Here is a 23,315-nt window from a genome sequence, read left to right as displayed (position 1 = left end):
TGCTTGAATTATTTTCAAGTGATGCTTTAATATCCGACATGGAAACCCTCGCCAACCTCGAATCGTTCGCGCGCAGTGCTGAAACGGGAAGCTTCTCGGCAGCGGCGCGGCGTCTTGCATTGACGCCCGCCGCGGTCAGTCGCAACGTTGCCCTGCTAGAACGCAATCTCGGCGTGCGGCTGTTCCAGCGCTCGACCCGCAAGCTCACGCTGACCGAGGCGGGAGAGCGCTTTCTAATGGAAATTGGTGGCAATCTGGACGCCTTGCAGGCAGCAATCGCGTCCGTCTCGACCGACCGTAGTGAGCCGGCGGGCGTGCTGAAGGTCAGCCTGGCGCCGACGTTCGGCATCACGTACGTCATGCCGCTGCTGCCGGCGTTCCTCGCGCGCTATCCGATGGTTCGTCTGGATTGGCACTTCGAAAACCGGCAGGTCGACCTGGTCGCAGAGGGATACGACGCGGCGCTGGGCGGTGGATTCGATCTCGCACCCGGTGTCGTGTCTCGCGCGTTGGCGCCTGCACATCTCGTGGCGGTTGCGTCCCCGGCCTACATCGCAGGTCGCGTACCACCGGCCGATCCCGGAGATCTTGCGCAACTCGACGGCATCGTGATGCGCTCGAGCCGCACAGGACGCGTACGTCACCGGACGATGCGTGACACAGCAGGGAGCGAAAAGCCAGCGCAACTTCGCGAGACCATCATGGTCAACGACCCGGCAGCGATGCGTGAAGCGGCGATTCTCGGACTGGGCGTTGCGCTGCTGTCCGTGTCAGACGTGCTGTCGTCAATCGAACGGGGAGAACTCATACGATTGCTACCGCGCTGGTACACGAACGCCGGATCAATTTCGATCTACTACGCTACGCGAGCGCTCCTGCCGGCGAAAACGCGAGTATTTGTCGACTTCGTTGTCGAAGCGTTCGAGCGAGAGCGGTTGGCCGAAAGGCTCGCAGCAGGCATCGAATGAGTCGAATCTACACCCAGTAACCTGAGAGTCAGTGAATTGCGTGCGTTCAACAGGGGCGAGCCGAGCCAATAATGCATCAACTTTCTGTTTGTCTGTGGCCCCGGATGTTGAGATGAATTACTGAACGATCATTGTCTGACTTTGCCCACACGTAGGAAGCAAAGTCCTCCTTCGTTGCGGAAATGACGGAATCAGGAAAAATTGGAAATGGCTGATTCGTGGCAGTTTCCACAGCCGTTACATCGACGTGTCGGTTCGACGGTTGCGCATGACCGATGGAATCCGCAAGCAACATTTAAAATAAATACAATTAGCGGCGGCATCAAAAACTTCGATAATTTCTTATATGTGAACTTTGGATCGCAAGATACATCATGGCATATCTTGCAACTAACAGTCCATCCGTCAGCGTGCTGCAGACATTCCTTCATCCGCCAGGGGGCCGCCCGGCGGCCAGTACGTCTCGAATCTTGAATGCCGGGTCAGTGTTGCAACTATTCGCATCGGATGACTAAGCAATAGCGAGGATATAGCGCCTCTCACATGATGGGGCGCCTAGCGGGCACGATTTACATCGCTTGATCTCTCCCTGGCGAGATAAAGAATTATCGCGATTGCCGCGACCCGATCCGCTGCCAACTGCTAGACCACAAAGAACGATCATGCGCAACAAGTCGTCCAGGTGGTGACACTACATTTACCCTTTGGCAAAGGCCTGCTTCAAGTCGAAGACGAGCCCCGCAAACGGGATTCCCAGTGCGGCATAGACTGCTTGCGCTGCGGGGGCGGCATTGTCGGCAAGCATCTCCACGGCGACATTGGAGTAGCCGACCGGTATCACGCCCGCTTGCTGCATGCGCAGCACGCCCATATCGACTTGCGTCTGGCTGAAGCCACCGGATGCGTCGATGACCGCGTAACTTGCATAACCGTCCGCGATGGCCGAGATAGCCGGAAACGCTAGACAGACGTCCGTGGAGATGCCGGTGATGATGAGCTTCTTGCGGCCGGTGGCTTTGATCGCTTCGACCACGCGGCGGTCGTCCCAGGCGTTCACCGTGGTCCGTTCAATATGCCGGACGCCCGGAAGCGCCTCGGCCAGTTCGGGGATCAGCGGCCCCCACATCTTTTCCGTTGTGGTGGTGACGATCACAGGTACCTTCAGCACAAGGGCCGCCTTCGCGAGTGCTACGACATTGTGCTTTAGCTGCAGGGTCTCGATGTCGCGCACGCCGGTGTAGAGGCCCAACTGATGATCGACGAGAAGAAGGACCGCGTTATCGCGGGTCAGGCGTTCGAGGACGTGTGACGAAGTCGAGTTCATGATCTTGCTTCCACTGGAAGGGTTGGTTGCGGCTGCGGCCTGTGTTGCGCCGAAGAGGCTCGTGCCCGCGGCGAGCACCGTGGCTGCGACTGCGGCGTTCGACTGGTTCAGGAATTGGCGTCGGTCCATGATGGGCTCCGTGGCCGTCCACGCGGTCGGTCGATCAACGTCGCGGGCTTGAATGGACTATAGCCATGGGACAAACGCCGAACAATCCAGGAAAAATGGACTTATCATCCCATCCATGAGACTTTCGGATAAAAGGGCGGGATGATGCTCGATCTGAACGATATCTACTATTTTGTGCAGGTAGTCGAACACAAAAGCATCACTGCGGCGGCTCATGCGCTTGAAGTGCCCAAGTCGAGCTTGAGCCGTCGTATTCTTGCCCTCGAGGCCGCGCTCGACGCAAGGCTGATTCAGCGGACTTCGCGGCGCTTCGTCGTGACGGATGTCGGCGAGGCGTTTTACAAGCACGCGGTCGCCATGCTGGTGGAAGCCGAAGCCGCCGAGAGCGTCGTGCGTCAACGCACGGCGGAGCCGAGTGGAACCATACGCATGACGTGCTCGGTCGCCTTCGCACAATTGGCGCTGGCCGAGTTGATTCCGAAGTTCATGGCTGAGTATCCGCGTGTGCGTATCGTCCAGCACGCAACCAATCGTTCGTCGACTTTCTGGTGGAGCGCGTTCCGATTGCTGTGCAGTGCTGAGGAAGATCCATCGGCAGGCGGGTTCAGATCATGATTGAGCCTTCACTGTGCTTGATTATTCCATTTGGGATCGAGTCGGGATGTGTGATCTAACGTCCGGTTCTCGCCCACGCACCGCGAGTGAGCAGGTCCATGTCGGATGGAGCCATGACGATACGGCTCAAGGGTTTGTGCCGCGGCATGTACAGCACCGACAATGGCCCTGGCTGGCTCTATGCGCGCTGTGCCGAACAGCTTGAGGAAGCGCACCTCGAATTCGTACGCGAAGTGAATGGCGTCAGATAAAGGGGAATGTCACGTCAAACGGTTTTGCTTTCGTCATGGCTTGAAAACGAAGAAGCCCGCGATGCCGGATTGCTCGCAGGCCTTGCACCGTGCAGATGGCGTCAATGGAACTCGCTGTCATCGCTCGACATCCACGCCGGAGTATCACGCTTGCCGTTGAGCACGCGCCAAACCTCGACGTGATCCTTGCGCTCAATGTAAAAGATTAGATGCGGGTAGTGATCGAGAGGGCATGAGCGCAGGCCTGGGATGTCCAGTGGCTTTGTCTCGGTAAGGCGCAAGGAGTGAGTGCGATCGATATGCATAGTATTGCTTATATTATGAGATCGTAGAATTGATCAGCGGCGGACGGATGAGTTCCGCGGGGACATTTCATCTGTCCTTTTCTGATCATGTGCATAATCTCAATGCCGGCCAGAAGAACCTGGGCACAACGAAAGGTCTTGAACCCCAGCATAGGCCGTGTTCGTCGCTTGATCGCCCGATGGTCCTGCTCGACGAGGTTATTGAGATATTTGGACTGGCGGATCTTGATGGGCGCTTCACGTTCGGCATTGACCGCTTCGAGCGCGGCGAGATTGGCGCCGCTTTTGTCGATGGTTACCGTCTCGGGGACGCTGTTCTGGGCGATCGATTTCTCAAAGTAACGCTGGGCCGCAGTCTTGTCCCGATGGGCGCGAAGCAGGAAGTCAATGGTATGGCCGTCCTTGTCGACGGCCCGGTAAAGATACCGCCATTCCCCCTTGACGCGGATGTACGTCTCGTCCATCCGCCAGCTCATACCGACCGGCCGCTTGCGGCGCCGAAATGCTTTCTCCAGTACCGGCAACAGCTTGATGGCCCAGCGGTGTACTGTCGAATGATCGACCGAAACGCCTCGCTCAGCCATCATGTCTTCAAGGTGCCGTAGGCTTAGCGGATAGGCTACGTACCAGCGCACGCAAGTCAGAATCACGTCGAGCGGATAATGAAGGCGTTTGAGCACTCGGGTCACCGCTGGATTCAACGTTTTCATCTGGCTTTCAGCCGTTCGTGTCGTTCCTCACATCATAGCGGACCGCTTTACTGCAACAGAGCCCCCTTTACCGAGGAAAGTCGCTTTACGTGCGCAACACCGGCCCCTTCGACAGCCGAGCGTCGACGCACTGTTGTCGAGACCTTTGTCATATCCAATGCCTGCGAGTATTCCAGAGCCACATCAGCAGGATTGTGAGGAGGTTCATCACGGAGCGAGCCAAGGGCGAGTCAGGGCCTCGCTCCGATCGTGAGACAATCCGTCATCGCGTTCCCGACTGGGCGAAATTGCCGTCGCCTCCCGAACGAATGTCAACCGCAACGCCGTCGTCGCCTTCCTCGCGCCTCTCACCAGCTCATCTGGACGAGCTAATCTCGCTGCTCGAAATTCGCGTGCTGGCTCTGTCCGAATGCCTCGTCAGCGAAGGATTCGTGCTGGAACTGGACGGCAACGAGGCACCGGGCATCCACTACGCCCTCGCGGGCGAAGGACTGCTTCACATCGCTGGCGCCGATTCAGTAGCCCTCGCGCCGCACACGCTACTGATTGTTCCGCCGCACCATCCGCTCAAACTCGAGGTGCCTTCGAATCTCGCGGGGATCGCGCCGGTCCTTGTTTCCGGCCGCGAGCACAAGCGAGTGGTTGATTCGATCAATCGGTTCCGCGCGGGCTCGACAGAGCCCATGATCGTGATGATCTGCGGTTACTTCAACGCGGCCTTTGGCGCATCCATCAATCTGTTCGAAGCACTCTCGGCGCCGATCGTTGAGCAATTCAATCCGTCCGATCGTCTGGAGATGTATCTGCGCACTGCGTTCGACGAACTGATGGCTCAGGAAATCGGTGCCGGCGCCATGTCAGGCGCGCTACTCAAGCAGGTGATCGTCGCGCTCGTGCGTCGCTCCCTGAAAAGCAGCGCCCTATGGATGGAGCGGTTTGCACTGCTCGGTGACCTGCAGATCGCGCGCGCGTTCGCCGAGATGACTGCACGACCTTCCGCGCCGCACACCGTTGAAAGTCTGGCCCAGGTCTCGTGCTTGAGCCGTTCGGCATTCATGGCTCGCTTCTCGGCGGCGTTCGGCCAACCGCCGATGCAAGTGCTTCGCGATATTCGTATGCGCCAGGCCGCCGCCCAGCTTCGCGCTGGCGACCTCGCGCTCGACCAGGTGGCCCGCAATGCCGGTTATGCCAGCCGCGGCGCCTTCGCGCGCGCTTTCCGCGAGATTTACGGCACGACGCCCGCGGAGTATGGGGCACGCCCACTTTCGACCTGATCTGCGTCCGGCCTCTCCCGATAGCTTTTCGGCACGCCAAATGCGGCGGACTTTCGCGCACGTTTCCCGGATCCTGCGCATCGCGATCGCTCCTAGACTGCCTGTCAATGCAGGGACACCCGTTCCCGCAGCGATCAACCGCAGTTCATACCGAATCAGGAGCATTGCCATGAGTCGAATCGCCATTCCTCAGGAGATTCCCGCCGAATCCAAAGCCGTCGTCGACGCCGTGTCGCGTCAGCTCAAGCTAACGCCCAACCTCTTTCGTATCATGGCGCAGAGTCCCCAGGCGATAAATGGCTGGGCCGGCCTGCAGGGCGCCCTCGCAAAAACGCTCGACGTGAAGACGCGCGACGGCATAGCCCTCGCGGTCTCGCAGGTCAATGGTTGTCAGTATTGCCTCAGTGCCCATACCTACGTAGCCAGCCAATTCGCCGGACTGTCCGACGACGAGATTCGGCGCAACCGACGTGGCGAATCGGAAGACCTTCGTGTGGCGGCCGCGGTAGCGTTCGCGCGCACGCTGATGGAAACGCGCGGAAAAGTGACGGAGAGCGACCTCGACGAGTTGCGCGCAGCAGGGTACAGCGATGCCAATATTGTCGAGATCATCTCGCTGAGTGCTCAGTTCATGCTGACGAATTTCATCAATAACGTCTTTGACACGGAGATTGATTTTCCCGTGGTCGAAACGGAAGTCGCTTGACAGTGTTCGAACCGCCTACGGCCTTCCTCCATCTTCGGGAGTTCTGCCATGCCACGCTCTATTGCTGAAAAGCGCGCCGCATTCCGCGCCATGCACGAAGCCGGTTGCTTTACGCTGCCGAACGCCTGGGACGCGGGCAGCGCACGCTACCTCGCAAGCCTCGGCTTCGCCGCCATCGCGACCACAAGTTCGGGCTACGCCTGGTCGACCGGTCGTGCCGACAACCATGTGAGCCGCGATGAGATCCTTGCGCATCTGCGCGCGGTGGTTGAGAGCACAGACCTGCCGGTCAATGCCGACTTCGAAAGCGGCTTTGGAGACGACGCGGTCGGCGTCGCCGCTAGCGTGAAACTCGCAATCGCGACCGGCGTGGCGGGCCTGTCGATCGAAGATTCCACCGGCGACGCTGCCGCGCCACTGTTTCCGATCGAGACCGCAGTGGCGCGCCTCAAAGCAGCGCGGCGAGCCATCGACGAGAGCGGTGGCGATACGCTGCTGATCGGCCGCGCGGAGAACTTCTTCGTTGGCGTGCCTGATCTGGACGACACGCTGGCACGCCTGCGGGCGTATGCCGCGGCGGGCGCGGATTGCCTCTACGCGCCAGGCGTGCGGACACGCGAGGAAATCGAAGCCGTGGTCGCGGCAGTGGGGCCTAAGCCGGTCAACGTACTGATCAGCGCGGACTCGTCCGTGACGCTGAAGGATCTAGCAATGTGGGGCGTACGCCGTGTCAGCGTGGGCGGCGCACTCGCGCGAGCTGCGTGGGGCGGCTTCATGCGCGCCGCGCAGACGCTTTCGGAAGGGCGCTTAGACGGTTTTGCAGACGCCGCATCGGGCTCGGATCTCAATGCACTGTTCGCTGGCGGCGCATGATGCGCGCCATTCAGATTGATTGTCCCGCCTACAAGGAGTTCAAATGGCTCGCGAAATCATCCGTGTAGAACCATTGTCCAGCTGGCTCGAGCGCTGGAAGGCACCGACTTCGGTTGCCACACGCCACGGCGACACACTGTATGTGTCTGGATTGCCGCCGTTCGATCCGCAGACCGGCGAAGTCCTTGATGCCCCGATCGAACAGCAGACTCAACGTGTGCTGGAGCAACTGAAACTATGCGTTGAAACAGCGGGATCGTCGCTCGATCAGGTGCTCAAGTGCAATGTCTACTGCACATCGGTCGAGATGTTCCCGGTCGTCAACGAGATTTACGCTCGGTTCTTCGGCCCGCAGCCACCGGCGCGGATCTTCATTAATGTGCCAGCTTGGCCCGGACGTTTCGACATCGAGATCGACTGCGTCGCAGCGGTTTAACCCACGGAGCGCATAACCGTGACTCGCAGGACCGATGTACGAATCGAAGCGGCGCTGAACGATAGATCACGGCCTCGTCGCGATCTTGCCCGCGATGTACGCGATTGTACCGAAGAGGTGCTTCATTTTCTCGGCATAGCGCCGGGCGACCATGTCCTGGACTTCCTTCCGTTTCGAGGTTATTTCACGCGACTATTCGCGTCGTTGGTCGGGGAGCACGGACGCGTATTTGCCGCGATTCCAGCTGAAGTGACAAAAATAGAGCGTATCGAAGCCGGCAGGCAAGAGATCGAACAGTTCGCGCGCGAAAGACACAACATCGTGCTACTGACAGGCAGCACCGAAGAGGCCCTTGCGCCAGAAGCGATATTCGACATGATTTTTATCGGGCAGAACTACCACGATCTGCACATCGCGATGATGAGTCCCACCAACGTACAGACGTTTAACAAGCTAGCCTTGCGTGCGCTGAAACCGGGCGGTCACTACGTGATCATCGATCATGTGGCACCGACCGGTACACCGGCAGAAGTGACCGGGGCGTTGCATCGCATCGACCCGGCGATCGCGAAGCGTGAGGTCGAGGCCGCGGGGTTTAGATACACGGGCAAGGACGATGTTCTGCACAATCGCAACGATCCGCACACGTCCAGTATCTTCGCACGGGGGATTCGCTACCACACCGATCGATTTATCTTGAAGTTTCGAAAGCCTGCAGAACTTGCGCGTCAGGATGGTCAGTGACCGCTAAGTGACCGCGGATTCTACCGCCGTTGCAACGGCTGAACAACAAATCAAGCAACTGTTACCTCATGGCCGAACTCGCAAGTAGGATGTCTACGTCGGAGGTCTCGTGAACTTGAACTTCCGTAGACGACCCTGAGCTGCCTTTCCCGCCGTCAGGGCCGCAGCGACCGCTTCCAAAGTCTATCGGCCGTCTATCAATTCAGGGTGAACTGTCGCTCTGCGTCGGGAATTGGTAACCATCGGCCTGTCTTGCCTTCCACAGCGTCGCATTCTCGGGCGCTCTTCGAGGCAGCGCGCGGCAGCATGAATGCCGATGTCCCATCTCGCACGTGGGCGTAGGGACATCAGTGGTGAAATCAGAATGCGTTTCAGTTGAGCATCGTCCCCCCGATCCGTCCTTCCCAGATAGCGTTGTTGATGTCGAAATCGTTGACGGTCCCGGTGGCGGGGCCGCCATCGACCGTGACGATGACGTTGCGTGCACCGACGATCCGCTGCATTTGTGCGCGCGTGAGCGTGGATTCCTCATTTTCCGCGAGAGGATTGTGCGGAATGTCCGCGATGACGAGAATGCTCTTCATGATGTTTCTCCGGGCTATGCGAGTACGAAAGATCGTGAGATCTGGGGATGAGCACAGCAACTGCTCGCTCGGCTTATCGCAAGGGCCGTACCAATATCCGCGCACGCACGCATGAATGTACTGATGCCTTGATTGATGGGTCCGTGCACATGTTCGGCTCACGCTTACTTCCGACTTCGACGGCCTATATGTTGGACGCCCGCGAACAGGTATGTCGCGGGCTGTGGGAGAAAGAGCGGCACCGGTTGAAAATTTGCCTGAGCGAGGCCTGACTGCGAACAACAAGCCGTCGTGTCTGCCCGCCAGGACGGTCTTGCCACGCTGGTGTCTACTCACGGTTGAGGCGGTCTCCTGATTACCCCCATTCTTCGTCAGCTCAGCGTTTCACAGCGGTCGCTGACCACTCATTCGCCCAACGTCAACAAAGGCCGAATTGTGCGCGTAGCTCGTCCGTCAGGTTCCGGAACGTTGCGACCGTTCCAACGGCTGGCTTCATCGCTCGCGATCGGGTTGACCATTCGGACCAGACTGCGCCACGCCACGGGGGCAACAACTACGGACGTCTCGACCTGCCGGATCCCGTGAGCGGGGTGGTCGCGTATCGGACTGCGGACGGGCGGACAGGCCTCGTCGTGAAATTCATGGGGCTGGAGGGACGCGAGTTCATGCAAGGGCTGCTCGACGACCAGGCAGACCTCGAGGCCGAGCTGGGGCAGCCCGTTCGCTTCGAGTTCGGAGACACCACGGCGGGCAGCGACAAGGTTGCGGGCACTATGGTCATTGACTTTAAGCCGAAGGAAGTTGACGACAAAGAAGCCGAGCAGATGGCCTGGGTAAGGTGCGCCGTCTGTGGTCTTCCAGAATGCGAGATTGCGTCTGTGCCGGACTTGCGCTCTCGCGAGTGTGAGGCCGCCCATTTGCCTTGTGAAGTCGGCGGTACTACACTGCGCGGGCGATGAGGACGCGCCACGTAGCTGGCTTCCAGCGCGGCATCTGTCAGGTGCCAGTCAAAGCGAGTCAGGCGGCAGGAGGAAACAGCGACATGACTGCTCCATTTTCCGGCGGGTGTGCATGCGGATCGATCCGCTATGTATGCTCGCGCGCGCCAGTTGCGACGTTAAACTGCCACTGCCTGGACTGCCAGCGCTCAAGTGGTGCTCCTTTTGCTTCTGGCTTCATCGTCCGGATGTCGGACGTAACGATCACCGGCACGCCGAAGACGTATTCGGTCCGCGCTGGTAGTGGCAGGCTCGCAACCCGCAGCTTTTGTTCCGACTGCGGCTCCCCGATGTTCACCCATGGCGAGACCGGTCCAGAAGTTATGTCCATCCGCTTCCCTACGCTGGACAATCCGTCGGAGTTTCAGCCGATGCTCGATATCTGGACGTCCAGTGCACAACCGTGGGTTTGCCTTGATCAGGCAATTCCCCACTACCCTCAGTCGCCCTAGTTCGCTCGTTGCCAATCGTGCGGCTGTCCGTATCGGAGGAATTTATACCGGTGCGGCCTACGGCCGCAGTTGGCCGGTTGTAGTAGATCATGCACGGCCAGACACCACACGCGGCTTGCGACCGCAATCAATATCTCTAGATGTCGACGCGAGCGCTGCGCTCAAGGCGCGCTTCGCCTTCAGCGATCAGGTCGGCGCCCACCGCCAGTACTTCGACCAGCCTGAACAGCAACTGGTCTCGCCACTCTTCCTCTTCAGCAGACGCAGATGGATTCGCGAGGCTCTCAATCAGGGAGTTTCCGGTTTCGAGGAAAGGCAGCGCACGGTGGTAGCTCAGAACGGCCGCCATCGCATCTGTCGCGCTCTTCAGGACGCGAATATATTCATCGGCGTGTCCCTTCGGAGGCGACTGCAGCGCCTCAGCTAACCGGGTAATCCGTGACTGTCCCTGCGAACCGAGGCGCAGCGCGCGCTGCTGGAGGTTCGTATACTGCTCGCGCAGTTCGGCTTCAGTGAGCATCAGGCTATCCGCGGGTTCCATGTTCATGGGCACTATTTTGAGGCAACTCGCGCACGGCGACTGTCTGACGACATGCCGATTCATGCGATTTGTAGCACGCTGCATGCGTAGCGCAATCGTGTACGACGTCGGACGCGGCAAAGTCCTGCTGGAAAAGAACGCCGACGACCTCCAGCCGATCGCGTCGCTCACCAAGCTGATGACGGCGATGGTCGTGCTGGACAGCGCCCAGCCGCTGGGAGACACGGTGACTGTCGACAACGACGACATCGATTGGCTCAAGCACTCGGGGTCCCGCATCCCGATCGGTGCGTCGCTCGAACGGGGAGAGATGCTGCGCCTTGCGCTCATGTCGTCCGAGAACCGCGCGGCGTCCGCGCTGTCGCGTGCGTTCCCCGGCGGCCAGACTGCGTTCATCCATCAGATGAATGAAAAGGCGCGCGCGCTGCATATGGCCAGCACGCACTTCGGCGACCCAACCGGGCTCTCCCCGGACGATTTCTCGACGGCACGCGACGTGGTGAAGATGGCAGAAGCCGCGGCGCACTATCCGTTGATCAGCGAATACACGACGCTTCCCCGCTATGAAGAGGAGATCGGCAGGAGGACGAGGTTCTATCACAATACCGACCCGTTAGTCCGCGCAGCCGATTGGGACGTTCTGGTCGCAAAGATCGGCTATATCCGCGAGGCGGGGCGCTGCATCGTGGTCGATGCGAACATGCCGAATGGCCAGGTGATGATTGCGCTGCTCGGCTCGCGAACATCGTGGGAGCGCTCCGCCGATCTCGTCACGATACGCCGATGGCTGAACGGCGACGAGACGCCCGTCGTCGAGCCGCACTATTACGCAAGCACCCGGCTGCATCATCACCATTCGGTGCTGGCGCATTCGCATCGCGTCAGGGTGCATTTCGCATCGTACCGCACAGGTTCGACGGCCAACGCGCACCGGCAAAGCGTCAGGCATCATGCCGGCAAGCGGGACACCTCGCGCCTGTTGCCGCCTGACTGACGGCTCCATGACGCCGCGCGCCGATAGTCACGCTCGTGTGGTCTGTTACCTGACGTGATTGCCGCGGCTGGAGGAACCAAATAAAGCCGCGGTCATCGACTGGTCTGGTTTGTGCTGCCCCGGTACCGACGACCCGGCATCAGCGCCCGTGTGTTTCGCTTTGCGCGAACGCCCGGATGCGCGCGGCCAGTTCGGGTATGCCTGCATTGCGGGCGACGTAGTGGGAAATCTGGCGTGTGGCCAGATCCACGGTCACCTGATCGTCGGGCGCCTTGGTATAGGGCCCGTCGACGGCGGCGTGATATTCGATCCGTAACTGGGTCTCGTTCGCGACGATGCGCAAATAGCCGTAATTCTGGTCATCATAATTTTCGATGACAACGGCGTCGGTGTCCTTCGATGCAGCCTGGATCAGCTGCGGTGCGCGAAGCGGCGTCTGCCCGTTTGTGGTCAGCCGCTGAATACCGTGTCCGCCGTTGCCGCACACAATGTACGGAATGTGGGTTCCGTCAGGACGTGTGCGTGTAAAGCGCTGATAGTTGTGCGCGTGTCCCGCAAGGTCGGCATGGGGCCATACGCCCACCTCTTTGCAGATCGAGTCGATCTGCTGCTGCATCTGGATACTCCAGCCGTGACGTCCGCGCGCGACATACGGCGGATGATGATGCGCGAACAGCAATGCGCCCTTGTAGCCTTCCTTCTTCACCCGCGTCAATGCGGCCTTGAGAAACTTGAGCTGGCTGTTGCCGATGTCGCTGTTCGAAATCACGCCGGGATCTTCGAGCGTATTGCTATACAACGCGATGATGCGCACGAACGGGGCCTCGAATGTAAAGAAGACTCCCGGTTGAATCTGCGCAGTCCGCGATAGATTGCCCGCATCGGCGGAAACCTGAAAGCAGTCGGAGCAGAAGTTTCGCAGAAACGCCTGCAGACTCTTTTCATGCTGCAGAGGCGAGATCATCCCGTCATGATTGCCGGCGACCGCGAGGATAGGTGCGTGATAGTCGCGATAGGGCTCATAGAACTGGTCATAGTAGTACTGCGCTTCGCCGAAGCTGTAGACGATGTCGCCCAGCAAGAAGTTGAATTGCGGAACCTCCGCAGGATCGGTTTCGTCGAAGTCGCTGATCATCTTGTCGGAGACTTCGTTCTGTGTTTTTGGGCTTCTGGTACTGCCGCAATCGCCTGTCGAGTGAAAAACGATCTGCCCGTTCGCGTTGATCTGGTCGAGGATGGTCTGATCGTCGTCGATCACGTCCGCGAATGTAAGACGGGGCTCGACGCCGCCGCGCGGCGCAGGAAACGGAAGCGCCTTGAGTTTGTGCTCGCGGTTGAGTTCGTCGATGACCTTGTAGGCTGCCACATCGGATGCGTGCCTGACGATGAAGGTTTGCGGATCGGGTGTAGGCTGCGGCTGCGAGAAAACGGGTGCGGCGAGAATACGGCCGCTGCCGTTGCTGGCTGATTTTCGAACTGAGCGCTTCTTTGGCATGTTCCATTTCCTCCAATCGTCGTTAAAAAGCGGAACGATGTTTGACGGGCTTGCCACTTGCAGCGCAGTGGCGGTGCATGACGAGGGTCGACGGCTGCGTGGGTCCCCGACGAATGCTCCCGGTGAGACGATGGTTCGAGGTAGAGGTTCAGTTGCAGTCGTTGTAAGTGGTAACTGGCGGCATTTCAGCTGCAATCCCCCTCGCTGCTCTCGCAGCCTCTAATGTGTTACATCGACATGTTGAATTCACATGAGTTCGAGGACGTTCAAAGATTTCCGCAACCTGATCTGAATCGCGCCCGAATTCCAGGAACTTCAATGGCAGCTTCTGTTCAGGCAGCTTGCCTTTGTCCCACGGTACGCGGCAGCAGGTTGAAAGACCCTGCTCTTCCGTGACGATCCCTTCCAGTTGACGGGAGATCTGGTGTGCGCGTCCGCCACTGGTTGAGTTGTGCCGATTGCACGGAATTGCTGGTGTAGCACGAGGAGACAAGTGGCGAGAACCAGTTTTCCAGATTCGAGGGATGTTTTCCTCGAGACACAGCGAAGTGCGTACCCTGAGACCTGATTTGATGCAATTCAGGGGCTGGGTTGCTCGATCGCAAGGTAGTTCAGGTGCTGGATTGCTGGGCGCATTCCCGGCTCGAACGCGTGGAATGGCCGCAAGGCGGCAGCCATACCGCTCCTGCTGTATCTGAAGCCTGCAAGCAAGGTCATGTAGTGCGAGCAGTGCGGGGCGCGTTGCTCGCAGATTCATGAGACTACGGTTCGACGGGTTGCGCGATCTGGCGCTGTTCGAGTATCGCGTCGCTCGATGCCTGCTGCGCGATCCATCTCATCGCGCCGGCGTTCCGCCTTGATCGTTGTCGGCAGCGAAGCAGCCATGTCATGGATGGCGCGCGAAGCATTCATCGCGGCCCGGGAGCCAAAAGAGGGTGCTGGATCGAAGGCGCGACACACGCTGACTTGTACGACAAGGAAGACTACGCGCGCGCTGCGGCCAGCCAGGCTCGAACAGTTCTTCGCTACGCATCGGAAATAGGACGCTGCCTGCATGGGCGGTGAGAGTGCCGCCCGTTCGCATGTTAGTCAAGTGCAATTGAAGTCAAAAGCGCACTTGAGGCCTGGCTAATCCACAGCGTCCAGCGTATCGACAGCTGGGAGCGGATTCCTGTGGTCGCGAAAGTGCGTCTCCGGGCCGCTTCGCAGTTGATGAACAGACGTAGCTTGAGATCCCAGAGCGCGTCACCCGCGACGCGCTGGTCGTGACAAGTGACCCGCGGCGCGTAGAGGCCGTAATCGCGTCGCGCTCCGCGAGGCGGTTGACGGCCCCTTCCACAATCCGGATCTGACTACGGACCGCGGCAATCTCGTGTGCAAGCGAACCCCTCTCTTGACTGGCCATTGGAATCTCTCGCGCCTAGCAGTGTGCGCTTCGCGCCTCACAAGAACTTGTCAGCAAATTTCGAATTGTGCACGTAGCCGTCTTTCGTTTGCGGGGGCGGAGCAGCTGCGCCAACGGCAGTTTGAGATGTCTGGCGAAGGTTGGCTGTTCGTCGCTACAGTCGTTGATTTGTACTCGCCCAGCATCGCCGGTTGGTCGATGAGCAACCGACGATGCACGACGATGGTGGCCGAGGGAGCGGGAAACCGTTTCACACGCGCCGATGCCACGATACCCGCCGTGGAACGTCCCACGTTCGGCCGGACACAATTACCTACCGGGCGAGAGCGCGTGCGGCTACGCTATTGGATCGCGATAGCAGCTTCGCGGCGCGCTAGCAGGCGAGGCGCAGTTTCCCTCAGTGCCAGCGACACGAACGCGCCACAGGTCAAGCCGACAAGCGCGAACGGCAGCGTGAACTGGATGCCATAGTGCTGGGCGATGAACCCAGCCATGGCGGGCGCGACACCGCCGCCGAAAATCTCACCCGCGCCGGACGTGATGCCGATCGCCGATGCGACGAGTCCCTGTGGCGCGGCCTCGGTCGCGATCGGGCCGGTGAACAGGCCGAGCAGACCGAGCGCAAAGAACGAAACGACGAAAAGGGCGAAAAAGAGGGCCCATGGATCGGCGCCGATTCGCGCAAACACGTAAAGCGAGACGGCTGCGAAGACAAACGAGGCCACCGCCGTGACCCGACGTCCGATGAAGTCGGACACGCCCGCGAGCGCGAATTCGCCGATGAAGCCGCCGACGCCCAGCGCCGACACGACGAACCCCATATGTTCTGTGTCGAGGTGCAGGTAGTCGACGAGATAGTTTGGCACCATGGCGCTGATGACGAAGATTCCCGCCATTGCACAAAGCGTCGCGAGCATCCCAAGGACGACGTTGCGGCTGCGGAACAGCGTGCTCCAGCGCGGATTGTCCGATGCGCGCAGGGCGGTCTTGCCGTCAGGCTCGCCGCGCGGGCGATCGCGCAGCATCATTGTTATCAGTAGCGCGACGACGAAGCCCGGAACGGCGGAGACCGCGAATACCCAGTGCCACGACGGCAGCACACGCAGCAACTGCGTTGCGATGATGGGCGCGAGACCGAGCCCCATCAGCGCGGCCATGCTGAATTGCAACCCCTGGTTGAAGCCGCGCCTCGACGGGTGCGACACCTCTGCAATCGCGGCGACGCCTGCCGGCAGAAACGCGCCCTCTGCGACGCCCATCATCGCGCGGATTATCAGCAGACTTGCGAATCCGCTCGCGAAACCGGAGAGGCTCGAGAGCAGCGAAAACAGGACCATCGCCGCGATTACGATTTTGCGGTGACCGATCCGGTCGGCCAGGCGACCCATCGTAATCGCACAGACTCCCCAGGTCAGACTCAGGACTCCGATTAGTATCCCGAACTGTTGATAGTCGAGACCCAGATCCTTCATCATATGTGGAAATAGCGGCGCAATGATCCAGCGGTCGAGGCCGACCAATGCGAATCCGAAAGCGAGAAGGATGAGCGTCTTGCGCTCGTGGCCCGTGTCGTGCGGGATATCGTGTTGCAACATGATCATCTCCATTATGTGATTTCGTACACCGAATCAATGTCATCGCCTGCTTATTTAAAAGACCGTGGCGCATGTATTCCGGTTTATTGCCCCAAGGTTCAAGTTGCTTCTGCGCTCGCTGCGCCAATCATGCGGGGCAGTCGTGGCAAGGAAGAATAGCGGTACTAGAAAAGATGGCGAATGCCCACTACAGTACCGACAGACGTCCCGGCGATCTCCTGTGTTGCCCCGTTGACAGATAAACCCGTGTCCATTTTCCCGTGATTGTTCACAACGCCTATCTGTCCGTACAGGGAAGTCGATCGCGAGAGAAAGTACTGCGTGCCAACGGCAGCCAGAATCGAATGGTTTGACGAGTTATTTCGATCAATCGTGTACCACATCCCGCCATTTACGTTGAGAGCCGGTGTGATGTCATAATTGATGCCGCCACCGTATACGTTGTTGCTAAAAGAACCGGAAATCTTATAGCTGGTGAACGAAGCCTTAAAAGTGAGGCTGTCGAATTTATAGGAGGCCCCCAACATCCTGCCAGTGAATCCCACGTCCGTTGGTACGGGGGTCTGCGCGGTTCCACCAGGATTGCCGCTATAAAAGGCGACATCAATCATCAGCGTGCCGTTGTCGTACATCAGATCGGCTGAATAATTTCGTCCGGCAGAGAAATTACCGGCTTCGCCGCCGAGGGCATACAGTACGCTGCCCGTGAAGCCTGCGATAACAGGACTCGTGTATGACACGGCATTGGAAGCGAACACGCCTGTAGCCACTACACTATCGGCATAGATAACGGAACTGCTGCCGAATGTTGACAGGCCGCGAGGGTCAAGTCTGTACAGAGCGAGAAAGAATGGGGAAAACTGTAGACCCGTCTTCAATTCGCCCAAATTGCTCTGCAGACTGACCCAGGCCTGGCGGCCGAAGAAGTTTCCGTTCGAAATTCCAGCGCCACCGTTTGCTGTACTGAATCCATTTTCGAGTTTGAACTTTGCCTTCAGACCTCCCCCAAGGTCTTCAGTGCCCTCCATGCCAAATGAGGAAGGCGTGGATCCAGAGTCAATGAAAGAGAATTGCTTTCCTGAATTTTCTCCAGTCGAGCTATTCGCGGTTTTGCTTGTGTATAGCAAGCCTGCGTCGACGATTCCGTATAAGGTAACGCTACTCTGAGCGCATGCAAGTCCGGAGAATAGCGTCAATGCGACTCCCGCAAGCAGGCTAAAATTGACAATCGACGTTTTATGTGCCATCTCAGAATCTCTCGCGGCAGATTGAAATTACTTAAAATTTCCAAGTTAACGTTGACTCGATTGATTAAGATGATTAAATAAAATGAAGACCAGTAATAGGAAGGTGCGGGCGCCACACACGCAGCAAATCGTTCTGGCGGAGTTGGAAAAATGTCGCCGTGGGGTGGTGCTTGCTGGTGTCCTTGCCCGGTACACGCCAGGCCGCATGAAATCGAAGGCTGACATCGAAGACGATCCAGAAACGCGATAGTCGCCCTCGGTTTTGGCAGTGCGATGCATATGCTTACGCTTGCGGGCTGATCAGTGCGAGAACAGCGGTCCAATGTCGACGTAGATGCGGTACTCATCGATTTGCTCACCGTGTACCCGCCAGATCGTCGCGGCCGGTATGGTCAGCGTCGTTTCGTCCTTGCGGGTGTAGGTCACTTTGATCTGCGAGACGATGACGTCGTCGAATGACCAGACCTCAAGCAGATCGTGCTTGATGGCGGCAAGCGTATCCAGGAACTTCTTCGAGCTTGCGGCAGCGTTCACGCGCCCGACGACTGGATCGTTGTTCGCATAGACGAATCTGCAATTTTCCGTCAGGAAGGGCGCCAACCTCTGCTCGTCCATCGAATCGACCGCGTTGTACACCTCCGTTGCGAATTCGAAAGCTGCTGTATGCGCTTGACGGGACATGTCTAGTCTCCTTCTCAGATGTTGATTGAGCACGTTGCAGATCACGTGGAGAACCACTCACATAGAGTCGTCTCGGAAATTAAAATAAGTACTACGAATCATATAAGAACCGCGATTGGCGCGCGATGTCGTCGCGCTGCTCGCTGAATCAAAGCGACGTGCAGATCTCGCATTTTTTAGCGCATAGCTATCGCGCACACCAAGCAGATGCCATGGCTGAACGTCCGTCTCACAAAGTGATTCTATATCGAATGAATGTACATCGAATGATGAGTGGCAGAAATGCTGATGTCAAGGTGACCAGGGAATTTCCTGGCAAGCATCGAGGACCACGCACCTGTTTGGTGCCTACCTGAACAGAGAGCATGAGCGGTCGTCTGGTATCGGCCGTCGAAACAGTCCGCTTCAGGATGGCTGGCAGACGCTGGAAACCTTTGCGACGGCTCCCCTTCAGGGTGGCGAGCAACCCACGCCTTCCGGATCAGGTGTCGGGGCAATGTGATGTAGTGGCTACGATTCATCCTTGCAACTCCACGGCCTGTCTTACCGCGGCGCCTCGTCGAGTCGAGACAGTTGGATGCCTGACGGCCGGAAACCCCATTTCCAGGCGATGACCGCTACGGCCTTTCAAAATCACACGCGTACTGGCACGCGTCTTCCGTTCTGGCCCGTGAACGTGGCATCGTAGAGATTCGACTCACGACATTCGCTGTTGCTTACGATCGCGTACTGGCCACGGTTCAGAGGTATGGCGAACCCACGCTCGAAAACGTCAAACGCATGATGAATGTGTTTGTCTACGATGCCTCGGCCCTGACCGACGATCTGTTGCAACAGAGGGTGGACAACATGCAGGCCAGCAAGCATCACTTGGATAACTGGGGTGAAGAGCATGGCCGCGAATCCGAAGCAGTTCTCGGACTATCAAGCGCAACTCCACGAGATCAAGGCGGCGGATTCGAGAGGTGGCCCGAGCGCTGCGCTTTAACGTGTAGGAAAACCGGAGCGGTTCATAAAAACACCCCAAAGGCTGGACCAATGTCCAACTTTTGGGGTGCAGTTCACTCCAAGACTGGCAGTGGGCTTTTCTGATTTAGCGGACCAGGATTACGGTGCGATGCGGAAAATCACACCGTTGCCCGTATAACCGGGCCCGTACATTGAATTCGCGTTCAGCGAGCCGTTGAACCCATTCTGGAGCGTGTCGTTGATCGCCTGATTGTTGCCGTAATAAGCGTTCCCGAGCTGCCCAAGCAGCCCGATCCAGCCACTGTCGGTGGTAGGCAGACCGGTCGGCGCTTAATAGCCGGAGCCGCCCGACGTGCTGGGAGACATGGCTCCCGACACTGCGGCGCCCGCAACAGTCCCTAAAGTTCCAATAGCTGCGCCCGACGGCATGGCTCACTCCTGTTGTGCGAAAGATGCGACTAGCGCGCAGGTACATGACGCGTGTGCGCGCGTATGTTGAGCGAGCATCGTCGCTTCTCTTTCCGGGGTGACGGTGGGCATTCGCTGGCGGGGCATGCGTGAGCGTGCGGGTGGGGCCAGAGGCTTGCGTTTCGCGCGTGGGAGGCACGCAATGCGCGTCGCCGTTCATCGAGGGCAGCCCGCAACAAAAGCGCTACACTCACCCGCGGCGGACGGGGCAGGTCTGTCGTGCGAAAGTGGTTGAGATTTGTTTTGCCAGCGAACGCTGGCGATTTCATTAACGCTTTAAGAGACAAGAGGAACACGTGAACGATGGCCCGCGCAAAATACTTGCGCCATTAATCTCGGCAGTAAAAGAAGGCAAGGACGCCCTCATTGAGGTTGCAAATATCACGCTTGGTACCGCGACTAACAGCGAGGTGTTCAGCAAGGTCCCAGTGTTCAGTGCGATTGTCGGTGTAGTTGGCTTTTGCGACGCCGTGATGAGCATCAAGTTGCGCCGGAATACCGCAGCTTTCCTCGAGCAGACCGGAAAGGTCGCGCCTGAAAAGCTCGATCAGTTGTATGAAAAAGTGATGGGCGACCCGCGTTTCACGGACGAGGTTCCCGATACGCTGATTCAACTGCTCATCGATAGCTACAAGCCGGTAAAAGCCGAGGTGGTTGGGCGCCTGTTTGCGGCACTGGCGGAAGGAAAAATGGAGGTGGAAGAGTTCAATGATCTCGTGTTGATCGTTATCGGAGCCTCGGTGCCCGCGCTGATGGCGCTACCGGCATTTTTTGAATGGAATAAAGGGCTGTCGTATAAAAACGGACCCGGAGCCATTGAAACCGAGCCGCTGCTCCTTTCGATTGGACTGGCGTCGAGATTTGGCACCAGCTTCCGTATCGACGCGAAGGGCATATTGCTGTACGAGGCAGGATTCAACGGTACGGTAACGGATCCACGCTAGTGTAATGGACTCTTCACCTGCCCCATGTGCGGCTGCATAGTTCGCCGCATCACACACGCAAATGCGCGCGGATACGGCACCTTACGCGGCGCGTGTCGTAGCCACCGCCTTGATCTCGACAAGAAGTGTGGGCCTGGCCAGCCCGGCTACGCCGAGGATAGTCCACGCCGGGGGCTCCATCTTGATGTAGCGATCCTTGATTTCACGGAACGCTGCAAGCTGTGTCCCGACATCCACATGATAGCTGACCAGCTCGACGAGATGCTCGAAGCCAAGCCCCGCCGCTTGCAGGATCGCGCCCAGCCTCTGAAATGCGAGATCGATCTGCTCTTCCACGCCTGCGGGCACGGTGCCGTCCGCCCGGACGCCGATCTGGCCGGCGATGAACAGCAAGCCGCCCGCCGCAACGGCGGGCGCGTAGTTGAAGGTCCTGAAAACGTCGGTGCTGCCGAAAACCGGGTGTGGATTCGAAAGGACAACAGTCGTCTTGGTTGATTGCATGATGGCTACCTTATAAAATAGAGGATTCCGAACGGATTACGTTTGCGAAGCACTCAATGACCCGCGCCGGACCTGATCCTGTTCCTGCGATTCGAAGAGCGCCTTGAAATTGCCTTCGCCGAACCCGTCCTCGCCGCGCCGCTCGATGATCTCGAAGAAAATCGGGCCGATCTGGCGGCGCGTGAAGCGTTGCAGCAGAATTCTACCGTCGCTCTTGCCGTCGACGAGAATGCCCCGGCGCTCCATGTGTTCGAGGTTCTGCCTATGACCGGGTACGCGGGTGTCCAGGTTACGGTAGTAGGTGCTCGGCGGCGGGTCCATGAAGCCGATTCCAGCGGCTTCCATGGCCGCGATGGTCCGCTCGATATTCGACGACAGGAAGGCGATGTGCTGAATGCCCTCGCCCCCGTAGTCGCGGATGAATTCGTCGTTCTGGTTCAGCGCACCGGGCTGGTCGTGCGCTGCGGCGGCAATCGGGATCGACACCTTTCCGCACGGGCTCACCATCGACCGGGCACGCATCCCCGTTTGCCTGCCTTTCACATCCAGGTATTGCTTCTGGACGAAGGCGAAGGTGTCTTTGTAGAAGTCGGCCCAGTGATCGAGGTTCTCCGGCTTGACGATGTTCGAGGTGTGGTCGATTGTACGAATGGCGGCATCCGCCACTTCGATAGATTGCCGTGGTCGATGCGCCATTGAAAACAGGGGCTCGATGTCGTGGTCGACGAAATAGACGAGGCTGTCGCCAATGCCCACGATTGCCGGCGCGTCGACGACGAACGCACCGAACTCGGCGGGGGTTGCCCGGCGGGCGCCGCCCCTCAACGCCTGCGCCAGGGCATTTGCAGCGTTGTCAACGCTGATGGCAATCGCGCGTGCCGATGCCCCGTGAACCTCCCGGAACGGGTTCGACGCAGGATTCACGATCAGGGCAGCTTCCCCCTGGCGCAAGAGGATTGCCCCGGTGCGCGCGTGCCCCCCCATTGCCTTGAATCCGAGCTTTCCGAACAAGGCAAGCAGCGTGTCGGGATCGTGGCATGCAAACTCGACGAAGGCGAAACCTGATGTCGTGACGGTACTCATTGAGCGCTCCACATTTATGTCGGGAATGGAGCAAGTTTGCTTCATATCGATGTGCCACGCGCCTTAGAATCGAAAGTCTGGATGCCACTTATCTTTTATTTCCATGGAAACCGCAGATCGAAACTTTCTCGACGCAACGGACCTGAAGCTGGTGCAGATGCTGCTGCGCGACGGCAGGGCACCCTACAAGTCACTCGCGGCAGAAGTCGGGCTCACTGCGCCCGCTTGTGCGGAGCGTGTCCGGCGCTTGAAGGAGCGCGGTGTGATCAAGGGATATCGCGCCGAAGTGGACTGGACGCGGCTGGGTTTTCCGATCAACGCGATCATCCGCATCGGGGCCTCCGCGGAGCGGGGCGCCAGTCTTCTGAAGACGTTTCGCGAAACGCCGAACGTGGTAGAGGTCATGCGGGTCACCGGAGAGGACAGCTACGTTCTCCACGTGTTGAGCCGGTCGAGCGCGGAACTCGAAGCGGTCATCGACAGAATTGGCAGCTTCGGCACGATCACGACTTCGCTTGTGCTCTCGATTCCCGTGCCAGCAGCTGAACGCGTGAGTCAGGTGTTATCGGCCAGGTAGCCGGGTGCGCCGCCGTAGCGATGGCTGGGATTCCCTCATTGAGCACCGGGCAGGTTTCGGCGTGGATCAGCTGTTCGAGTGACGCGTTTCTGCGACGGGTGAGCGGCAACTATTGGCCGTACTCGGCCTGATTGCGCTTGGGGCGAGGCGTATCGCGATGTTCGTCCGCCCGGCCGACTGCGAGTTTCCCAGCCGACTTCGGTCAGGGCTTCGCATTGTCCGGCGTGGTACTCCTGGCCGCAGCGAAGCGGCTTTGCACAGCGACGAGTTGGTCGTCAGTGGTCGCTACCAGCCACAAGCGTGCTTGCTCCACGATGTGGCGGTTGTGGTCCTTTAACGGACCCATCGCGGCGGCAGCTTTCCAGGCCACCGGGCCGATTCGGCTTTTCCTGCCCGAGGGCGCGCCCACCAGCAGGCAGTAAGGTCCAAGAGGAAGTGATACGAAC

The 23,315-nt window shown here is 58.9% G+C and carries 23 protein-coding genes and 3 pseudogenes; 15 read left to right on the top strand and 11 right to left on the bottom strand.

The annotated features are described in order from the left end of the window. Positions 1–38 precede the first annotated feature (38 nt). On the top strand, positions 39–968 hold the full coding sequence (locus JMY28_RS37900; protein ID WP_201701000.1) for a LysR family transcriptional regulator: 930 nt from the start codon (positions 39–41) through the stop codon (positions 966–968). 697 nt (positions 969–1,665) lie between these two features. Here the strand turns inward: JMY28_RS37900 and JMY28_RS37895 are convergent. Then, positions 1,666–2,421 (bottom strand): isochorismatase family protein, encoded by a 756-nt coding sequence (locus JMY28_RS37895; RefSeq protein WP_201700999.1) that lies wholly within the window; start codon positions 2,419–2,421, stop codon positions 1,666–1,668. 141 nt (positions 2,422–2,562) lie between these two features. Between JMY28_RS37895 and JMY28_RS37890 the strand changes: the two genes are divergently transcribed. Both JMY28_RS37890 and JMY28_RS37885 read left to right on the top strand, forming a co-directional pair. Continuing rightward, positions 2,563–3,036, top strand: coding sequence for a LysR family transcriptional regulator (locus JMY28_RS37890; protein WP_236597235.1), 474 nt, complete (start codon positions 2,563–2,565; stop codon positions 3,034–3,036). Between the two features lie 98 nt (positions 3,037–3,134). Beyond that, on the top strand, positions 3,135–3,287 hold the full coding sequence (locus tag JMY28_RS37885; protein WP_201700998.1) for a hypothetical protein: 153 nt from the start codon (positions 3,135–3,137) through the stop codon (positions 3,285–3,287). A 313-nt stretch (positions 3,288–3,600) separates the two neighbouring features. Here JMY28_RS37885 and JMY28_RS37880 read toward each other — a convergent pair whose 3' ends face one another. Beyond that, positions 3,601–4,302, bottom strand: coding sequence for an IS6 family transposase (locus tag JMY28_RS37880; RefSeq protein WP_201700997.1), 702 nt, complete (start codon positions 4,300–4,302; stop codon positions 3,601–3,603). 308 nt (positions 4,303–4,610) lie between these two features. Here JMY28_RS37880 and JMY28_RS37875 point away from each other — a divergent pair, with 308 nt between their 5' ends. From JMY28_RS37875 to JMY28_RS37855, 5 genes are all read left to right on the top strand, one after another. After that, positions 4,611–5,576 carry a helix-turn-helix transcriptional regulator gene (locus JMY28_RS37875; protein WP_201701004.1) on the top strand — a complete coding sequence of 322 codons (966 nt, stop codon included), beginning with the start codon at positions 4,611–4,613 and terminating at the stop codon, positions 5,574–5,576. Positions 5,577–5,745: 169 nt separating this feature from the next. Continuing rightward, entirely contained in the window at positions 5,746–6,282 is a 537-nt protein-coding gene (locus tag JMY28_RS37870; RefSeq protein ID WP_201700996.1) for a carboxymuconolactone decarboxylase family protein, read from the top strand. Between the two features lie 48 nt (positions 6,283–6,330). After that, positions 6,331–7,155 carry an isocitrate lyase/PEP mutase family protein gene (locus JMY28_RS37865; RefSeq protein WP_201700995.1) on the top strand — a complete coding sequence of 275 codons (825 nt, stop codon included), beginning with the start codon at positions 6,331–6,333 and terminating at the stop codon, positions 7,153–7,155. A 43-nt stretch (positions 7,156–7,198) separates the two neighbouring features. Next, positions 7,199–7,591 carry a RidA family protein gene (locus JMY28_RS37860; RefSeq protein WP_201700994.1) on the top strand — a complete coding sequence of 131 codons (393 nt, stop codon included), beginning with the start codon at positions 7,199–7,201 and terminating at the stop codon, positions 7,589–7,591. 18 nt (positions 7,592–7,609) lie between these two features. Then, positions 7,610–8,335, top strand: coding sequence for a class I SAM-dependent methyltransferase (locus JMY28_RS37855; protein WP_201700993.1), 726 nt, complete (start codon positions 7,610–7,612; stop codon positions 8,333–8,335). A 371-nt stretch (positions 8,336–8,706) separates the two neighbouring features. On the opposite strand, the gene JMY28_RS37850 is transcribed toward JMY28_RS37855, so the two are convergent. After that, positions 8,707–8,919: a hypothetical protein gene (locus JMY28_RS37850; RefSeq protein WP_201700992.1), complete on the bottom strand. Its 213-nt coding sequence runs from the start codon at positions 8,917–8,919 to the stop codon at positions 8,707–8,709. Positions 8,920–9,551: 632 nt separating this feature from the next. On the opposite strand from JMY28_RS37850, the gene JMY28_RS37845 reads away from it, so the two are divergent. Together JMY28_RS37845 and JMY28_RS39615 are read left to right on the top strand one after the other, a co-directional pair. Beyond that, positions 9,552–9,878: a hypothetical protein gene (locus JMY28_RS37845; RefSeq protein ID WP_201700991.1), complete on the top strand. Its 327-nt coding sequence runs from the start codon at positions 9,552–9,554 to the stop codon at positions 9,876–9,878. Beyond that, positions 9,875–10,369: a GFA family protein gene (locus JMY28_RS39615; RefSeq protein WP_407945585.1), complete on the top strand. Its 495-nt coding sequence runs from the start codon at positions 9,875–9,877 to the stop codon at positions 10,367–10,369. The genes JMY28_RS37845 and JMY28_RS39615 overlap by 4 nt, the downstream gene beginning before the upstream one ends. 136 nt (positions 10,370–10,505) lie before the next feature. Here the strand turns inward: JMY28_RS39615 and JMY28_RS37835 are convergent, their stop codons facing one another. Next, entirely contained in the window at positions 10,506–10,916 is a 411-nt protein-coding gene (locus JMY28_RS37835) for a hypothetical protein (protein ID WP_201700989.1), read from the bottom strand. Between JMY28_RS37835 and JMY28_RS37830 the strand changes: the two genes are divergently transcribed. Then, on the top strand, positions 10,909–11,904 hold the full coding sequence (locus JMY28_RS37830; RefSeq protein WP_328810009.1) for a D-alanyl-D-alanine carboxypeptidase family protein: 996 nt from the start codon (positions 10,909–10,911) through the stop codon (positions 11,902–11,904). The two genes, JMY28_RS37835 and JMY28_RS37830, sit on opposite strands and share 8 nt — an antisense overlap. Positions 11,905–12,043: 139 nt before the next feature. Here the strand turns inward: JMY28_RS37830 and JMY28_RS37825 are convergent, their stop codons facing one another. Next, positions 12,044–13,594, bottom strand: a complete 1,551-nt coding sequence (locus tag JMY28_RS37825; protein WP_236597232.1) for a metallophosphoesterase family protein — start codon at positions 13,592–13,594, stop codon at positions 12,044–12,046. Between the two features lie 396 nt (positions 13,595–13,990). Between JMY28_RS37825 and JMY28_RS37820 the strand changes: the two are divergent. Then, positions 13,991–14,208 (top strand): annotated as a pseudogene (locus JMY28_RS37820) (ISL3 family transposase); the annotation flags it as partial. 937 nt (positions 14,209–15,145) lie between these two features. Here JMY28_RS37820 and JMY28_RS37815 read toward each other — a convergent pair. From JMY28_RS37815 to JMY28_RS37805, 3 genes are all read right to left on the bottom strand, one after another. Further along, positions 15,146–16,399: an MFS transporter gene (locus JMY28_RS37815; protein WP_201700987.1), complete on the bottom strand. Its 1,254-nt coding sequence runs from the start codon at positions 16,397–16,399 to the stop codon at positions 15,146–15,148. A 164-nt stretch (positions 16,400–16,563) separates the two neighbouring features. Next, positions 16,564–17,646, bottom strand: a complete 1,083-nt coding sequence (locus JMY28_RS37810; protein WP_201700986.1) for a porin — start codon at positions 17,644–17,646, stop codon at positions 16,564–16,566. Between the two features lie 300 nt (positions 17,647–17,946). Next, positions 17,947–18,327: a nuclear transport factor 2 family protein gene (locus JMY28_RS37805; protein ID WP_201700985.1), complete on the bottom strand. Its 381-nt coding sequence runs from the start codon at positions 18,325–18,327 to the stop codon at positions 17,947–17,949. A gap of 747 nt (positions 18,328–19,074) precedes the next feature. On the opposite strand from JMY28_RS37805, the pseudogene JMY28_RS39265 reads away from it, so the two are divergent. Continuing rightward, positions 19,075–19,279: pseudogene (locus JMY28_RS39265) on the top strand (2-hydroxy-6-oxo-6-phenylhexa-2,4-dienoate hydrolase); the annotation flags it as partial. A 781-nt stretch (positions 19,280–20,060) separates the two neighbouring features. Beyond that, on the top strand, positions 20,061–20,708 hold the full coding sequence (locus JMY28_RS37795) for a hypothetical protein (RefSeq protein ID WP_201700983.1): 648 nt from the start codon (positions 20,061–20,063) through the stop codon (positions 20,706–20,708). A gap of 81 nt (positions 20,709–20,789) precedes the next feature. Here JMY28_RS37795 and JMY28_RS37790 read toward each other — a convergent pair whose 3' ends face one another. Both JMY28_RS37790 and hppD read right to left on the bottom strand, forming a co-directional pair. Beyond that, on the bottom strand, positions 20,790–21,209 hold the full coding sequence (locus JMY28_RS37790) for a RidA family protein (protein WP_201700982.1): 420 nt from the start codon (positions 21,207–21,209) through the stop codon (positions 20,790–20,792). A gap of 36 nt (positions 21,210–21,245) precedes the next feature. Continuing rightward, positions 21,246–22,292, bottom strand: coding sequence for a 4-hydroxyphenylpyruvate dioxygenase (gene hppD / locus JMY28_RS37785; RefSeq protein WP_201700981.1), 1,047 nt, complete (start codon positions 22,290–22,292; stop codon positions 21,246–21,248). A 103-nt stretch (positions 22,293–22,395) separates the two neighbouring features. Between hppD and JMY28_RS37780 the strand changes: the two genes are divergently transcribed. Further along, entirely contained in the window at positions 22,396–22,869 is a 474-nt protein-coding gene (locus JMY28_RS37780; protein ID WP_201700980.1) for an Lrp/AsnC family transcriptional regulator, read from the top strand. 202 nt (positions 22,870–23,071) lie between these two features. Here JMY28_RS37780 and JMY28_RS39260 read toward each other — a convergent pair. Next, positions 23,072–23,315, bottom strand: a pseudogene (locus JMY28_RS39260) (hypothetical protein); the annotation flags it as partial.

It is taken from the genome of Paraburkholderia hiiakae (genome assembly GCF_904848665.1).
Lineage (GTDB): Bacteria > Pseudomonadota > Gammaproteobacteria > Burkholderiales > Burkholderiaceae > Paraburkholderia > Paraburkholderia hiiakae.
This window is presented reverse-complemented; position numbering and strand designations above follow the sequence as displayed.

Excerpts from the sequence above, each read along its gene's own strand:
- JMY28_RS37900 (WP_201701000.1), top strand. The coding sequence starts at position 39 with ATGGAAACCCTCGCCAACCTCGAATCGTTCGCGCGCAGTGCTGAAACG.
- JMY28_RS37895 (WP_201700999.1), bottom strand. The coding sequence starts at position 2,421 with ATGGACCGACGCCAATTCCTGAACCAGTCGAACGCCGCAGTCGCAGCC.
- JMY28_RS37890 (WP_236597235.1), top strand. The coding sequence starts at position 2,563 with ATGATGCTCGATCTGAACGATATCTACTATTTTGTGCAGGTAGTCGAA.
- JMY28_RS37885 (WP_201700998.1), top strand. The coding sequence starts at position 3,135 with ATGTCGGATGGAGCCATGACGATACGGCTCAAGGGTTTGTGCCGCGGC.
- JMY28_RS37880 (WP_201700997.1), bottom strand. The coding sequence starts at position 4,302 with ATGAAAACGTTGAATCCAGCGGTGACCCGAGTGCTCAAACGCCTTCAT.
- JMY28_RS37875 (WP_201701004.1), top strand. The coding sequence starts at position 4,611 with ATGTCAACCGCAACGCCGTCGTCGCCTTCCTCGCGCCTCTCACCAGCT.
- JMY28_RS37870 (WP_201700996.1), top strand. The coding sequence starts at position 5,746 with ATGAGTCGAATCGCCATTCCTCAGGAGATTCCCGCCGAATCCAAAGCC.
- JMY28_RS37865 (WP_201700995.1), top strand. The coding sequence starts at position 6,331 with ATGCCACGCTCTATTGCTGAAAAGCGCGCCGCATTCCGCGCCATGCAC.
- JMY28_RS37860 (WP_201700994.1), top strand. The coding sequence starts at position 7,199 with ATGGCTCGCGAAATCATCCGTGTAGAACCATTGTCCAGCTGGCTCGAG.
- JMY28_RS37850 (WP_201700992.1), bottom strand. The coding sequence starts at position 8,919 with ATGAAGAGCATTCTCGTCATCGCGGACATTCCGCACAATCCTCTCGCG.
- JMY28_RS39615 (WP_407945585.1), top strand. The coding sequence starts at position 9,875 with ATGAGGACGCGCCACGTAGCTGGCTTCCAGCGCGGCATCTGTCAGGTG.
- JMY28_RS37830 (WP_328810009.1), top strand. The coding sequence starts at position 10,909 with ATGTTCATGGGCACTATTTTGAGGCAACTCGCGCACGGCGACTGTCTG.
- JMY28_RS37835 (WP_201700989.1), bottom strand. The coding sequence starts at position 10,916 with ATGAACATGGAACCCGCGGATAGCCTGATGCTCACTGAAGCCGAACTG.
- JMY28_RS37815 (WP_201700987.1), bottom strand. The coding sequence starts at position 16,399 with ATGTTGCAACACGATATCCCGCACGACACGGGCCACGAGCGCAAGACG.
- JMY28_RS37810 (WP_201700986.1), bottom strand. The coding sequence starts at position 17,646 with ATGGCACATAAAACGTCGATTGTCAATTTTAGCCTGCTTGCGGGAGTC.
- JMY28_RS37805 (WP_201700985.1), bottom strand. The coding sequence starts at position 18,327 with ATGTCCCGTCAAGCGCATACAGCAGCTTTCGAATTCGCAACGGAGGTG.
- JMY28_RS37790 (WP_201700982.1), bottom strand. The coding sequence starts at position 21,209 with ATGCAATCAACCAAGACGACTGTTGTCCTTTCGAATCCACACCCGGTT.
- hppD (WP_201700981.1), bottom strand. The coding sequence starts at position 22,292 with ATGAGTACCGTCACGACATCAGGTTTCGCCTTCGTCGAGTTTGCATGC.
- JMY28_RS37780 (WP_201700980.1), top strand. The coding sequence starts at position 22,396 with ATGGAAACCGCAGATCGAAACTTTCTCGACGCAACGGACCTGAAGCTG.